Source organism: SAR202 cluster bacterium (assembly GCA_009392515.1).
Taxonomy (GTDB): Bacteria; Chloroflexota; Dehalococcoidia; order Lucifugimonadales; family UBA6952; genus UBA6952.
Map to the genome: position 1 here is coordinate 45061 of VFGE01000033.1, position 13596 is coordinate 58656.

Annotated in this window: 14 protein-coding genes; 7 read left to right on the forward strand and 7 right to left on the reverse strand. The window is 34.8% G+C overall.

Annotated features, from left to right (window positions below):
• Nucleotides 1-66 precede the first annotated feature (66 nt).
• Nucleotides 67-492 (reverse strand): CoA-binding protein, encoded by a 426-nt coding sequence (locus FI695_05290; GenBank protein ID MQG51374.1) that lies wholly within the window; start codon nt 490-492, stop codon nt 67-69.
• A gap of 110 nt (nt 493-602) precedes the next feature.
• On the opposite strand from FI695_05290, the gene FI695_05295 reads away from it, so the two are divergent.
• From FI695_05295 to FI695_05310, 4 genes are all read left to right on the forward strand, one after another.
• Nucleotides 603-1373, forward strand: coding sequence for a putative hydro-lyase (locus FI695_05295; protein MQG51375.1), 771 nt, complete (start codon nt 603-605; stop codon nt 1371-1373).
• A gap of 6 nt (nt 1374-1379) precedes the next feature.
• Nucleotides 1380-2222 carry a DUF4392 domain-containing protein gene (locus FI695_05300; GenBank protein MQG51376.1) on the forward strand — a complete coding sequence of 281 codons (843 nt, stop codon included), beginning with the start codon at nt 1380-1382 and terminating at the stop codon, nt 2220-2222.
• 179 nt (nt 2223-2401) lie between these two features.
• Nucleotides 2402-4216 (forward strand): hypothetical protein, encoded by a 1815-nt coding sequence (locus tag FI695_05305; protein ID MQG51377.1) that lies wholly within the window; start codon nt 2402-2404, stop codon nt 4214-4216.
• A gap of 73 nt (nt 4217-4289) precedes the next feature.
• Nucleotides 4290-5195 (forward strand): inositol monophosphatase, encoded by a 906-nt coding sequence (locus FI695_05310; GenBank protein ID MQG51378.1) that lies wholly within the window; start codon nt 4290-4292, stop codon nt 5193-5195.
• Here the strand turns inward: FI695_05310 and FI695_05315 are convergent, their stop codons facing one another.
• Nucleotides 5196-5930, reverse strand: coding sequence for a hypothetical protein (locus tag FI695_05315; GenBank protein MQG51379.1), 735 nt, complete (start codon nt 5928-5930; stop codon nt 5196-5198).
• Nucleotides 5931-5953: 23 nt separating this feature from the next.
• Nucleotides 5954-6469: a DUF3090 family protein gene (locus FI695_05320; protein MQG51380.1), complete on the reverse strand. Its 516-nt coding sequence runs from the start codon at nt 6467-6469 to the stop codon at nt 5954-5956.
• Between the two features lie 112 nt (nt 6470-6581).
• Between FI695_05320 and FI695_05325 the strand changes: the two genes are divergently transcribed.
• Both FI695_05325 and FI695_05330 read left to right on the forward strand, forming a co-directional pair.
• Nucleotides 6582-7238 (forward strand): hypothetical protein, encoded by a 657-nt coding sequence (locus FI695_05325; protein ID MQG51381.1) that lies wholly within the window; start codon nt 6582-6584, stop codon nt 7236-7238.
• A gap of 22 nt (nt 7239-7260) precedes the next feature.
• Entirely contained in the window at nt 7261-8490 is a 1230-nt protein-coding gene (locus FI695_05330) for a beta-lactamase family protein (GenBank protein MQG51382.1), read from the forward strand.
• On the opposite strand, the gene FI695_05335 is transcribed toward FI695_05330, so the two are convergent.
• Nucleotides 8487-9260, reverse strand: coding sequence for an SDR family oxidoreductase (locus tag FI695_05335; GenBank protein ID MQG51383.1), 774 nt, complete (start codon nt 9258-9260; stop codon nt 8487-8489). The two genes, FI695_05330 and FI695_05335, sit on opposite strands and share 4 nt — an antisense overlap.
• 8 nt (nt 9261-9268) lie before the next feature.
• Complete coding sequence (locus FI695_05340; protein ID MQG51384.1) at nt 9269-10054, reverse strand: DUF2437 domain-containing protein; 786 nt, start codon at nt 10052-10054, stop codon at nt 9269-9271.
• A 98-nt stretch (nt 10055-10152) separates the two neighbouring features.
• On the opposite strand from FI695_05340, the gene FI695_05345 reads away from it, so the two are divergent.
• Nucleotides 10153-11127, forward strand: a complete 975-nt coding sequence (locus FI695_05345; GenBank protein MQG51385.1) for an LLM class flavin-dependent oxidoreductase — start codon at nt 10153-10155, stop codon at nt 11125-11127.
• Here the strand turns inward: FI695_05345 and FI695_05350 are convergent, their stop codons facing one another.
• Nucleotides 11128-12240 carry an acyl-CoA dehydrogenase gene (locus FI695_05350; GenBank protein ID MQG51386.1) on the reverse strand — a complete coding sequence of 371 codons (1113 nt, stop codon included), beginning with the start codon at nt 12238-12240 and terminating at the stop codon, nt 11128-11130.
• A gap of 10 nt (nt 12241-12250) precedes the next feature.
• Nucleotides 12251-13483, reverse strand: coding sequence for a hypothetical protein (locus FI695_05355; protein MQG51387.1), 1233 nt, complete (start codon nt 13481-13483; stop codon nt 12251-12253).
• Between the last annotated feature and the right edge of the window lie 113 nt (nt 13484-13596).

A 13596-nucleotide genomic window follows, 5' to 3' on the forward strand; every position in this document is an offset into this window, starting at 1 on the left:
TTCTAAATATAGAATTAAGAAAAATCATATAGTAACGTAAATATGAAAAGAGTACAAATTTGATATTCAGGAATCTAATATATTATTGCGCTTTTTGTGCTCACGCATCGTGCAATTATTCATAATTACCTGGATCCCTTTTTGTGAAGCTTTTTCAGCAGATTCTTGATCTTCAATAGTATCTTGCATCCAGATTGTTTTGGTTCCTATTTTGATTGCATCATCAACTATTGGGGCAACGAATTCAGGTCTTCGAAAAATATCAACAAGATCGATTTGTATATCGTCAGGGATATCAGTTAATGATGGGTAACATTTTTTATTGAGTACTTCAGAAACCGCAGGGTTTACAGGTATAACATTGTATCCAGCATTTTCTAGATACCACGCAACTTTATAACTATCTTTTTCGGTATTTTTTGATATACCAACAACAGCAATATTTTTGGATTCATCTAGTATTTTATCTATTAATTCCTTTTGGTTTTTCATATTTCCTCTTTAGGTTAATATTGTAATAAATTTTGATAATTGTATTGATAAAAGAATATTGTTACAATTCGTAAATTATACACTATATTCATATAGTAAGAGGTCAATATATGCAATCGACTAAAGAATTTCGCCAAAAAGTCAGGACAGGGGAATGGGTAAGCCAGACATCTGGTGTTGAATATGACATAGTGCAAACGAATGTTGTGATTTTACCCAAGGAGTATGCATTTGACTTTTTACTCTTCTGCCAAAGAAATCCAAAATCTTGTCCGATTATAGAAGTCTTAAATCCAGGTCAATTTGAACCAATAAATTCAGCACCACAGGCTGATATAAGAACTGATATTCCTAGATATAATATATATAGAGATGGAGTATTCATAGAAGAAGTGTTTTCTATAGAAAAGTATTGGACTGATGATTTGGTGACATTTCTTCTGGGGTGCAGCTTTACATTCGAGCATGCACTTTTACAGTCAGGAATACATCTTAGGCATATTGAACAAAGTAAAAATGTTGCCATGTATAAGACAAATATCTCTACTGAAACCTCAGGAAAATTTCATGGTCCTTTGGTTGTATCTATGAGACCAATAAAGAAAGATAGAATTATTGATTCAGTTGTTATTACTTCAAAATTAGAAAGAGCACACGGTGCTCCTCTTCATATTGGTAGTCCTGAAGAAATTGGAATAAAAGATATTGCAAATCCTGACTACGGAGAATTTGTAGATATTGCGGATGATGAAGAACCAGTTTTTTGGGCATGTGGAGTTACTCCTCAAGCAGTAGCACTAGATAGTAAACCATCTTTAATGATTACTCATAGTCCCGGTCATATGTTTGTTACAGATTTAGTTTCTGATGATATAAAGTAGGGTTATATGTCGATAGAAGATATTATTTTGCAAAATGACAATAGAGGTGTTTCTCAATTACGTAAACATCTTCCAGAAAATTTTTGCATGGAAACTGCACAAAAGTTATTAAATAATGGTTCCAAAGTGATTATAGGAACAGGTTTCTATATTTATAGCCTCGATGCTCCAGAAACTGATGGACCTGTTGGTGTAGCGTTTTTAGCTAAAGCATTACAAACTCTAGGGTTTGATGTTTCGATTGTTAGCGATAAATATGGTTGCTTTTTGTTTGAAGAATTATTTGATACTAATCAAATAATAAATTTTCCTATTACCAATAAGGAAGATAGCGACATTTTTGCAACACAAGTAATAGTTGACAGAAAACCAGATACACTTATAAGTGTTGAGCGCTGCGGTCTTACTGAAGATGGCTCATTTCTTAATATGAGAGGTGTAGATGTTGGAGAATATACTGCGCGACTAGACAGTCTCTATGAATATGGTAATACAAACAACATATATACTATCGGTGTAGGGGACGGCGGTAATGAAATTGGTATGGGCAAACTTGCTAAAGAAGTGGCTGGATACGATAAATTACCTGATAAGCCATGCATAACACCAACTGATGATTTAATTATTGCTAGTGTTTCAAACTGGGGTTGTTATGGTCTTATATATGCATTAGCTAAAATCACAAATAAAGATCTCCTTCCTACAGAAGAAGAAAATTCTAACCTTATTATACGTATGGTAGATCAAGGTGCAGTAGATGGATTAATACCCAAAAAACAATATTCTGTTGATGGGTTTAGTATAGAAGAAAATAACAGAATATTATCGGAATTACGTAATTTAGAATAAATAAACGACAAAATACTTAACTTAAATTTAATATTTTTCCTATTTATAGCACTTGACACTCAAGCATAGCAATGCTACGATTCGGTGAGTTGCGCTGGAATACACGCGCTTATATGCTCGTTCGAGCACCACATATAATAGATAAACGGCTTCAAAGGCCAAATATGGAGGTAGCCCGCATGCTACTAAGAAACAGTAGATCGATAATCGGGATTTCACTAATAATTGCTCTCGCTACATTTGGACTATTCTATAGTACAGCGTATGCTGGTGATGCAGATGGAGCCATTACTGATGATACAACATTTGCTTTCAAGCAAAATCATTTTGAACACTCAACTCAAGCACTTACTGTGGCTGGAGCCGTTGGGCAGACCCAAGCTTATGCAAGTCTAGGTGCTGATGGAGCAACTCAAGCGTTCACTTCTGATAACCTTAATAACGCTAATGTTCAAGCTGTTACACTCCCAGCTGTTGCAGATGGAGCTGCAACGACCATTACAACATCTGTAAAAATGCTCAAAGCTCATGAAGCTGGTTTCCCTAAGATTGTAGCTGATGGTGGAAATTGTGACAGTGGAGCAGTAGCAAACTCTACTGGTACTGTCGCGAGTGCTGCTCATAGAATTAATGGAACAGTAACTATCACTATGGGTGGTGGAGCTTTAACTGCTGGTGATTATGAACTCTGTTATAGAACCGTTGGTGGAATATTAGACGGTGGTTCTCAAGATGTTACAATATCTAATGCTGCGCATCGTTCATTAAATGGTGCTTATAAACTAGTTGCTAATGGTGGAAATTCTGGTAGTGGAGCAATTGCAAACTCTACAGTTACGAGAGTTGACGCACAAACTCTTCGAATATCAATGTCTGGTGGAGCTTTGGCTGTTAATACTGACTTTGAGTTAGTTTATGACTGGGGAGGACTTGTAGATGGTGGAACTGTTGATGTAGACATTAGTAATGCTGCTCATACACCACTACTTGCTGTTGCAGCTGGTACATACTCAGGTATGAAACTCGTTGCGGATGGTGGAACTGTTTCTACTGCAGCAGTTGCTAACTCAGCGGTCACTAAAGTTGACGCTAATACAGTGAGAATCACTATGTCAGGTGGTAGATTAGAAAATGCTACAGATTATGAATTAGTGTATGCATATGGAGGCTATTCAGATGCCGCAACAACAGATATAGATATATCTAACGCAGATCATGTCCCAATGTTAACAGCAAATGGATTACATAGAGTTGTTGCTGATGCTGGTACATGTGCTTCTAATGCAGTAGCAAACACTACGACTTCTGTTGTTGATACAAACACACTTAGAGTTACAATGGGTGCTGGCCAAGTATTAGTACCAGGTAATTACGAATTATGTTACGGTTGGGGTAAAGATCCTAACAAACATTTTGGATGGAACTGGACAAATGCTGGTAGAACAGTGAAGGTTACCGTTGGTTTGAATTCTGGCTGGGCTAATGAAGTTTCAGCAATTGAGGTATTTGTTAATCCTGCTGTAGCAGAAACTGGTGAAACAGCTGCTGCTTCCAAGAAGCCAAATGCAACGTTTAGAATGGGAAATAATGGTTTCTTCCCTACAGGGAATCAATTAGACTTACTCTTCACATGTGATGAAAAGTGTAGTCCAGGTGCTATTTCTGCTTCTACTAAAGTCGGTATTCATGTTGTGAAAACAACAAGTGGTACAAGTGTTGATACATTTAAATCAAATAATCCAACAAATACTACAGAATTGAATGCAATGGCTAACGTAGGATTTAAACTCGATCAAACTACAAGTTCTGCAACAACTGCGACTGCAGCACCAGCTGCAATTCCAACAGCAACACCAGTCCCAGAATTACCTAAAGCTGGTGGAACAACTCCTTCAAACAATTTATTGATTGTTACAGGTTTAGCTGGAACATTGCTTATAATCATGAGTTCATTCTTTATATTTAGAAGAAGAGCAGAAGCTAGAATTAAGTAATTCTAACAACATAAAAGAAATAACAAACCATCTTGTCTTATAGGCAAGATGGTTTTTATTTAAAGGAAATAATTTGGAAACAAATTCGCAAATATTAGAAGATGTTGAAAATCATGCGGTGAAAGTTGCTAATTCAGCGGGTGAACTTGTTGAAAAATACTTTCATTCTACATTTGACATAAACTATAAGTCCGAGGGGTCTTCAGATCCTGTTACAACAGCTGATATAGAAGCAGATCTTTTAATACGCAACCTAATAAGAGAAAAGTTTCCTGAACATTCAATTATTTCAGAGGAAAATGATCCTCACATTGTTTCTAATTCTGAATACTGTTGGGTAATTGATCCTTTGGATGGTACAAATAATTTTTTAAACAAATTCCCATTTTATTCGATATCTATAGGAATTCTTTATAAGGGCGAACCTGTGGTTGGAGTCATACTACTACGAAATCTACCGTGGCAATCTTCTTCAATTATCAGAGCTCGTAAAGGAAATGGGGCATATTTGGATGATCAAAAAGTTAATGTAGTGTCTAATAATGAACCTCTACAAACAGGTTTGGCAAACATACGGTTTGCAAGATCACGTTATAAAGCAAAGAGAGAGCTGGCAAAAAATACAGGTGATTTTAGAAGTATAGGGAGTACAGCATATGAAATAAGTCTGATTGCTACTTCTTCCTTACAATTAGCAGTTTTTAATCATCCTAAAATCTGGGATATCGCAGCTGGTATAACTATTGTAAAAGAAGCAGGAGGAGAGATTATGATGGAAGTGAAACCAAATAAATGGATTACTTCACCAACTGTATTTCTCAATTCTGAATTTGATACGTATCCCACTTTATATAATTGGAATCTTTCAATACTTGCTGGCCCATCTAATTTGATTGACTATGTTTCAAAGAATATTAAAAGACGTTCTTTTTTAGATATGTTTATTCGTCGTACCCGATGGAAATTAGGATTAACGTAATTATAGTAAAGGCCATGGGTAAGGTCTTCGATCATCTTGAGGCTCAATATAAACTTTTTCTTCTAAAACTTTTTTTAGTCTCATTTCAAAAGCATCTACTTCACTTTTAGATAAATAGGTATTTAGTATGCTCTTCAGCCCATTTTTATTATGGAAAGAGTCATCTAGGTCCTGTATATCTTTTAAAAGCTCTGTAGGGATTATTTCAAGCATATAGTCCCAAATTACTGTTCTAAGCTTATATTCTTCATTAAAACATATCCCGTGATCTATAGACCAAATTGAATTATTGCTATCTTGAATACAATGACTTCCTTTTCGGTCTGCATTATTCGTTATGATATCGAATAAACAAATCTTTTTCATAATATCTGGATAGTCGTCTCGTAAGGTAAAGAAATTCTCATCATTAAGATAATCAACCCGATACTGTACTGATCCAATCCCAAAAGGCCCTATACGTATAGTAGTAGGGGGTATTAGGTTCCAATCTAATGCTTCACTGACAAGATAGCTTGCATATTCTCTTAGATACAAAGTTTCAGGTTCGAAATCCCATAAAGGTACTTCACCTAACATTGGTTTGTATACAGCCTCGCAACTGTTTCCGCTGTTATCTGACAAATTCAAATAAAATGTATAATTGGAACCAGTTTCAGTTGAAGTACACTTTGTTATTTCACCAAATGATAACAATCTTAAAACTACATCAAATGGTAATTCGCTGTTTTTCATTACAATATTGAGGTTTCTAGAGTTTAATTTTTTCTAAAACATTCTTCCCATACACAAGAACTATCTTTAGTAGGAACTAAACATAGAGGACATAGTGGCCTACCTGCAGCACAGACAGCAAAACTATCTTCAGCAAGTTGATCAATTATGTCGCCATCAGTATAGAAATTCACTTTTGGAGCATCAATATCAAATTCATTTGCATCATAAAAAGAAACGAAATAGAGATCTGAATCTTTATCATAGCCTACTTCTAGTTCACTTGCCTTAAACTCAACTTTTAAGTATGGTTCAATATTAGATAAAGGCTGATCTTCAAAATGTTTTATTGAATTACTAGGAGATTCAACCTCAATAGTAGAAACAGTTCGTTTTAAAGCTACAGCCATATTAAATAATTGTTCTTTTTCTAACCATATGATTGCAGAACTTTCATTAGATGACTCTATAATTATATGGAAAGTACGCTGACCTGGCTCACCTACGGATTCTGCACTTAATTTTGATATTTGACCGAAGTCATACTTTGCATAGCTCATTTTGATGTTTCTATATTATTTGACAGTAAGCGGGTAATAGGTTCAATATATCTATTATACACTTAAGGCAAATTCATTTCATATATTTATAAGATAAATTAGAGCAAAAAACATGGAAGAAGAAATTGAAATACCTATTTTCCCTCTCAATCTTGTGGTGTTTCCAGGTAGTAAAATAAATTTACATATATTTGAACCAAGATATAGGCAAATGATGAAATATTGTGTTCAAAATAATACTGGTTTTGGAATTTGTCTAATTAAAAACGGAGAAGAGGTAGGGGACTCAGAGACTACTCCTTTTGAAATAGGTACCTTTGTGGAATTCACAGAAATATATGAATTGCCTGATGGGAGGTATGATATAAAAGTTGAAGGTATTAATACCTTCAAAATTATAAAATTAATTCATGATGATTTGTATCTTAAGGCTAAAATATCTATGCTTAAAGATCGTAATCTGGAAGTTGAATTTACTCTAAATGAAAAAAGACAAGTTATGAAATATTTAACTGATTATATAAATAGTGTGGCAGGTTTTAGAGGAGAATGGATATCTGATAGAAAGGCTCCTTTAGAATTAAATCCATTATTTACTTATGGGATGTCTATTCTAGAAATACCAAATATAGAAAAGCAAAAAATACTTGAAAATCCATCATTGAAATCTCAAATTGATACATTTATAAGTATTTTGCTTAAAGAAACCAAAAACAATCAAATTAGATTGGATAAAAAGTTTCTTAAAGATAAAACAATTCTAAATTGATTTTGTGATATGATGAGTTAATATGAATTTTGAATTGACTGAAAAAAAATTAACTTATATCGAAAATCACATTCAGGAAAATTATATACAAACTGGGCGTTTTTCTTGTGGAGCTACCCTTTATTACCATAAGGGTGAAGTAATAGATGGTCCTTTGTTGGGCTTGATGGATATAGAGAGAGGCAAACATGTAACACGAGATACCATTTTTCGTATATTTTCGATGACTAAACCTATTACATCTGTTGCATTTATGCGACTTTATGAATTAGGTTTGGTATCACTAGATGACCCTGTACATAAATTTATTCCATCATGGAAAGATCTAATTGTATACCAGTCAGGAAATTTGAATAATTTCTTTGGTATACCTCCTTCCCAGCCAATGACTATTAAGCATTTACTAACACATCAATCAGGACTTTCTTATGGGATTATGAGTGATACTAAGGTAGATCAAGCCTATAGAACTTTGATAAATTTATCAGATCCTAACTCCGGTACGCTTGAAGACCTTATTGAGGTGTTATCTAATCTCCCATTGTTATTTACCCCAGGTAGTGCATGGAATTATTCTTTATCAACAGATGTTTTAGGATTTTTAATTTCAATAATATCAGATATGGATTTTGACGATTATTTAAAGAAATATATTTTTGATCCTTTAGAAATGAAAGATACAGATTTTTATGTCCCCGATGAAAAAATACATAGGTTGGCTGCAAATTATGTTTCAGTGCCTTCAAATTACTCCTCGGAAGAAAATTTTTCTGAATCTGAAGGATTACGATTAATAGATGATCCTTTAGAGAGTATTTATGGAGAGAAGCCAGCTTATTTATCTGGAGGAGGAGGATTAGTTTCTACTTTAGATGATTATATGAATTTTTCAAGAATGTTGTTAAATAAGGGCGGGTTAGGCGATGCTTTTATTCTAAATCCTGAAACTGTAGAATTAATGACTCAGAATCATATTCCTAATAATAACGATTTGAACCAGTTTGCGATGACTGGTATACGTTGGGCTGAGTCCAGCTTCGAAGACGTTGGGTTTGGTTTAGGTTTTTCAACACAGACTGCTGATACATCTGAAGGTTCTAAAGGACAATATGGATGGGGTGGAGCTGCAAGCACATATTTTTGGATAGATCCACAGGTAGACTTGATTTGTATATTTATGACCCAGTTTGTACCTTCATATACTTATGACATAAGGAATGAATTAAAACGGATAGTTTATTCTATTAGCTAAAATAAACTTTTAGATTGTCCACCATCTACGTTTATCGAAGTCCCAGTAATTAGGTCTGCATTATTTGATGCCAAGAACGTCGCCAAGTCTGCTACAGGTTCAGGCCAGCCAAATTTTCCCATAGGGAGGTTATTTTTAATAAAATCTTCAACAAATTCTTTTGTATTTTCTTTTTGAAATCGCTCCCATCGTCCACCTTCAAAATAAATTGAACCTGGGGCGATAGTGTTTACAGTAATCCCTGTGCCAGCTAAATCTAAAGCAAGGTGTTTTGACATCGATATTAAAGCTGACTTTGTGGCCATATATGTTAATCCACCTCCATATTCGCGTCCATAAATTGAAGAAATATTGATTATTCTTCCCCAAGATTTATTTTTCATATCTGGTAAACATAGGCGGATTAGTTGTACTCCTGATAGAAGGTTTAGATCAAACGTGTTTTTCCAATCTTCATCTGTAGTTGTATCAAAAGTTCTTCCAGTAGATCCTCCCACATTATTTATAAGGATATCAATGGGGCCAATAGATTTGACCGTTGCGCTATATGCTTCATTTGTACCTTCGTTAGTCGTAACATCAGCTTCTATACCTAATACTTTTACGCCTAGATTTGTTAACTTTTTTTCTGCAGATTTTATTTCTTCTTTATTACGAGCACAGATTCCTATATTACATCCCTCTTTAGCAAGGGCTGACGCAATAAAAAACCCCAATCCTTTTGAAGCACCAGTAATAAGTGCTGTTTTATTTTTAATTCCGAGTTCCATATGATTCCTTACTCTGTTGATCTTTTTACAGGATTGCTTAAAGTACCAATTCCAGTTATTTCTATATCTACCACATCGCCGTCTTTTATATCGATAGGAACATCATCTGTTCCCATCCATACAACATCTCCTGGATGTAACGTTAAGTATTTTGTCATATTGCAAAGATATTCTGTAATTCCAAATATCATATTATTTGTTTTAAATTGATCTTGAATTTCGTTATTTACTTTCACAGTAGTGGTCATATCTTCTGGGTTAACATCAGTTTCTATCCAAGGCCCCATTGGTTTGAATGTGTCCGTATTTTTTGCTCTCCAAAGGGTTCTATCATTACCTTGCCATGTTCTTTCACTCACATCATTACCAATTGTATATCCCAAAATATAATCCCAAAGATTCGTTGGGGTAAGGTTTTTTGCAGTTTTGCCTATAACCACAACAAGCTCTCCTTCATATTGAACTTTATCTGTTGCATCTTTTGGGATAATTATTGTTTCATTATGAGCAATTAAAGCATTATTAGCTCGATATCCTATATCTGCTGCTGGGGGTGGAGATCCTTCTCTTCCTGTAATTTCTGCCATTTTAATTACATGACCCATATAATTAATTCCAGCTGCATAAAATGTTGATGGAACCACAGGTACAAGCAATTTTGCTTCCGTAAATGGGATACTTTGAGAAGTTTTTTCATAATTTGTAAAAGGGGTTCCTAATACAGGAGTTATGTTGTTATTTTCAATTATACCGTATAAAGGTTCGTTATTAATTTCTAGTCTACACCATTTCATTTTTTATCTCCTGTGTAAATTAATTTTGTTGCGTTACTTTAGTGGCTTCAATATACTTTAACCATATATGCTAGTCAATTAGGATTAGCTACATTTTAATGAGGGGAAGTTTTATGAGATCTAATAATCGTATTGGTGTTGCAGTTAATGAATCTACTGCAAATGGGGTGTTACAAAGAATCAATCAATTAGAAATTTTTGGGCTTGATGCTGCATGGCTGACTACGGGTGGTGCAAGAGCTGATGCTTTGACAGTTTTTTCTGCTGCAGCTGTTCAAACAGAAAATATATTGATGGGGACATCAATTATTCCTACATGGCCGAGACATCCTATTTCAATATTCCAACAAGTAAAAGTGATATCTGAGCTTGCTCCTTCACGATTTCGTTTAGGTATAGGTCCCAGCCACAAACCAAATATGGAAGGTATGTTTGGCGTTAATTTTCGTGATCCATTAGGGCATTTAGAAGAGTACTTAATAATTCTCAAAGATATTATTCAGGGTGACGGAGTTGATTTTAGTGGGAAATATTATCAAGCACATTCTCAAGATGGATTACATGCAGATATTCCAATAATGTCTTCCGCATTACGACAAAAAGCTTTTGAATTATGCGGAAAAATATCCGATGGTATTATAACTTGGGTTTGTCCAATGTCTCATGTAAAAAATGTAGCAATACCTTCAATTGAAAATGGAGCTTTACAAGCTAATCGTGATAGTGTTCCCCCATTAATCGTGCATGCCCCAATTTGTATATCAGAGGAGAAAGAATTGGTCAGGGATGCTCTTAGATCCCAAATGGGAATATATCCTACCTTACCTTTCTACAACAGAATGTTAATGGATTGTGGTTATGAGGAGGTAGAGCATACTAAAGTCTGGAGTGATAGAATGGCAGACGACTTAGTCATATCTGGTACGGAAGAACAAGCTTCTGCCAAAATTGAAGCAATGTTTGATACAGGAATATCAGAGCTTTTATTTTCCATACTTACTGTAGGAGATAATCGTGAGGAGTCCCTCGAAAGGACTGCAAAGTTCTTAGGAAAATATATTTCAAATATGTAATTAAAAATTTAAGCTTTTTGCAATTTTGCGTTTGTGGAATTTGGGATCACCTAGGAAATGATAGAGAGTTCTGGACATTTGTGTGTGTAAGGTAAGCCCATATTCTCGCAATGATCCTATTCCAGCATGTACTGTATGCCCACCGTCACAAGCTTTTAAATAGGCTTCACTGGAAACTGCACTTGCAAGATGAATACTTGTATTTGAATCCATATTTGATTCAAGTTTCCATAAAGCTTCATATGTTGTCCATCTAGCTGCATCCAGGTGATTTACTATTTCTATGATATGGTCCTGTACTCTTTGAAATCTACCAATAGATTGCCCAAATTGTTTTCTAGTTCTGCTATATTCGACCGAGAGATCGAATACTGCTTGAGAACCACCAACTTGGTATGAACATAGTATTGGTAAAGAATTTAAGATACCTGTATATAGGCTATCCCATTGGTCAGTATTAATATCTCCCAAAATCATATCGTCAGTAATTTTGACAGATTCAAAAGAGATTTCTGAAGATGCACTAAGAAAACCTTCTAATTGTTTTCTTTCAATACCTTCAGAATTGACATCAATAAAAACAATTGATATGGAATCTTTATTTTTTTCAGATCTAACAGCACATAGGATATGGGTTGCACTTAATCCGTCTTGTACAAAAAGCTTTGTGCCAGTCAAAGAATTATTTTCTATGGAAAGGTTTATATATTTTTTATCCCATCCATAACTTGGTTCAGTAATTGCTGGAGTGACTATATATTCACCAGAAGCAATTTTGGGCAAAATTTCGGCCTTTTGTTTTTCATTTGCAGTTTGAAGAAGAATATTTACGGACAATATTCCAGATGAAAAAAAAGGTCCGGGAACTGGTCCTCGTCCAAGTTCTTCGTAAAGAACTGCTGCATCTGTTAAAGAGTTTTCTGATCCACCATATTTTTCTGGAACCAAAATTCCTAGCCATCCAATTTCACACACGCTGTCCCATAAATCTTTGTTAAATCCTGATTCAGTAAGATCTAATTCTAATATTGTTTCTTTAGAAAATTCTTGACTAACAAATTCTCTTGCTGTGTTTTTTATTAATTCTTGATCGGGAGATAGTGATAAATCCATTCGAATCCTCCTAGGATAATGTTCCTGCTTGCTCTTTTATTTCACGACCTATACCAATTCTTCTAGACATAATGACTCTTTGTATATCTGTAGTACCACCTGGATGTAATCCAACTATTGCACCACGATGTTGCAATTCTATTGCTCCATCATACAAACCCCATTTTTCGTCGTTTGTTATTGCATACGGGCCTAGGATATCTAATATCTTTTCTGCAATTCTTAAAGCAGATGTTTTTCTGTAGAAAGAACTTTGAGGACCTTCATAGGTTCGTTGTTTGTTGGCATGAGCAAGCCAATAGTTTCTCAAATTGAATAATCGTGTAATTTCAGACTCTATATAGATATCTACAATATTATCTTGTATATCTTGATTTTTTATTAATGGTTCTCCAAGACTTTCTGAATTTTTACAGTAATTAATAATTCTATCAACAAGGTCATTTTTGCGGATTTGGCCACCACCACCATGCTCAAGTTCTAAGTGAGTAGTTGCAACTTTCCATCCGTTATTTAGGCCGCCTATAAGGTTTGTTGCAGGTATTCTTACATTATCAAAAAATATAGTATTTTTTTCGCCAGTTCCTGCTCCACCTTCTCCTCCTGTCGTTAGCAAATCCATAGGGACAATAGTAATTCCAGGCAAATCCATTGGAACTATAAACCAGGATAGATTTTCATGGCGCTTACCTTCAGGATCAGTAAGACATATCATCCATGATTGTTCTGCTCCATGATTACTTCCAACCCATATCTTTTGACCATTGATTACATAGTCGTCACCATCTAGTATCGCTGTGGTTTGAACTCCAGCTAAATCCGAACCTGCGGATGGTTCAGAGAGAAGTTGCCAAGTTCTGACCTCTCCTTTGAATATGGGGGGGAGAAATTCTTGTTTTTGTTCCTCTGTACCCCATACTAAAATAGATGGTCCACCAAGCCTACCTCCTGAATCATAATAGGGAGGTATAGGGAGTCCATATTTACCCACTTCTTCTTCGATAATTATTGCATGATCTATAGTTAACCCGCCGCCACCATATTCGGTTGGAGCCATAGGCCAAAGCCAACCTTTTTCTCCTAAAGCTTTACCTACAGCACGTCTAATCATATATTGATCATATGTTAGATCTTTTGGGTCTACTGGATGTTTTAAATCTTTTGAAATAGTAGTTTCTAGAAATGTTTTTACTTCTTTCCTAAATTCTTCTTGTTCTTTTGTGTATTGAAGTTCAAAATCCATTCTCTTACCTCCGTAATTGGAAATAACCAATTTGCTCTATCACATTAAGATTAAAGACTAATATACTGTAGACCAAATATAATATCAATCGATTCTAGACAAGATTTATTATT

Excerpts from the sequence above, each read along its gene's own strand:
- FI695_05290 (MQG51374.1), bottom strand. The coding sequence starts at position 492 with ATGAAAAACCAAAAGGAATTAATAGATAAAATACTAGATGAATCCAAA.
- FI695_05295 (MQG51375.1), top strand. The coding sequence starts at position 603 with ATGCAATCGACTAAAGAATTTCGCCAAAAAGTCAGGACAGGGGAATGG.
- FI695_05300 (MQG51376.1), top strand. The coding sequence starts at position 1,380 with ATGTCGATAGAAGATATTATTTTGCAAAATGACAATAGAGGTGTTTCT.
- FI695_05305 (MQG51377.1), top strand. The coding sequence starts at position 2,402 with ATGCTACTAAGAAACAGTAGATCGATAATCGGGATTTCACTAATAATT.
- FI695_05315 (MQG51379.1), bottom strand. The coding sequence starts at position 5,930 with ATGAAAAACAGCGAATTACCATTTGATGTAGTTTTAAGATTGTTATCA.
- FI695_05320 (MQG51380.1), bottom strand. The coding sequence starts at position 6,469 with ATGAGCTATGCAAAGTATGACTTCGGTCAAATATCAAAATTAAGTGCA.
- FI695_05325 (MQG51381.1), top strand. The coding sequence starts at position 6,582 with ATGGAAGAAGAAATTGAAATACCTATTTTCCCTCTCAATCTTGTGGTG.
- FI695_05330 (MQG51382.1), top strand. The coding sequence starts at position 7,261 with ATGAATTTTGAATTGACTGAAAAAAAATTAACTTATATCGAAAATCAC.
- FI695_05335 (MQG51383.1), bottom strand. The coding sequence starts at position 9,260 with ATGGAACTCGGAATTAAAAATAAAACAGCACTTATTACTGGTGCTTCA.
- FI695_05340 (MQG51384.1), bottom strand. The coding sequence starts at position 10,054 with ATGAAATGGTGTAGACTAGAAATTAATAACGAACCTTTATACGGTATA.
- FI695_05345 (MQG51385.1), top strand. The coding sequence starts at position 10,153 with ATGAGGGGAAGTTTTATGAGATCTAATAATCGTATTGGTGTTGCAGTT.
- FI695_05350 (MQG51386.1), bottom strand. The coding sequence starts at position 12,240 with ATGGATTTATCACTATCTCCCGATCAAGAATTAATAAAAAACACAGCA.
- FI695_05355 (MQG51387.1), bottom strand. The coding sequence starts at position 13,483 with ATGGATTTTGAACTTCAATACACAAAAGAACAAGAAGAATTTAGGAAA.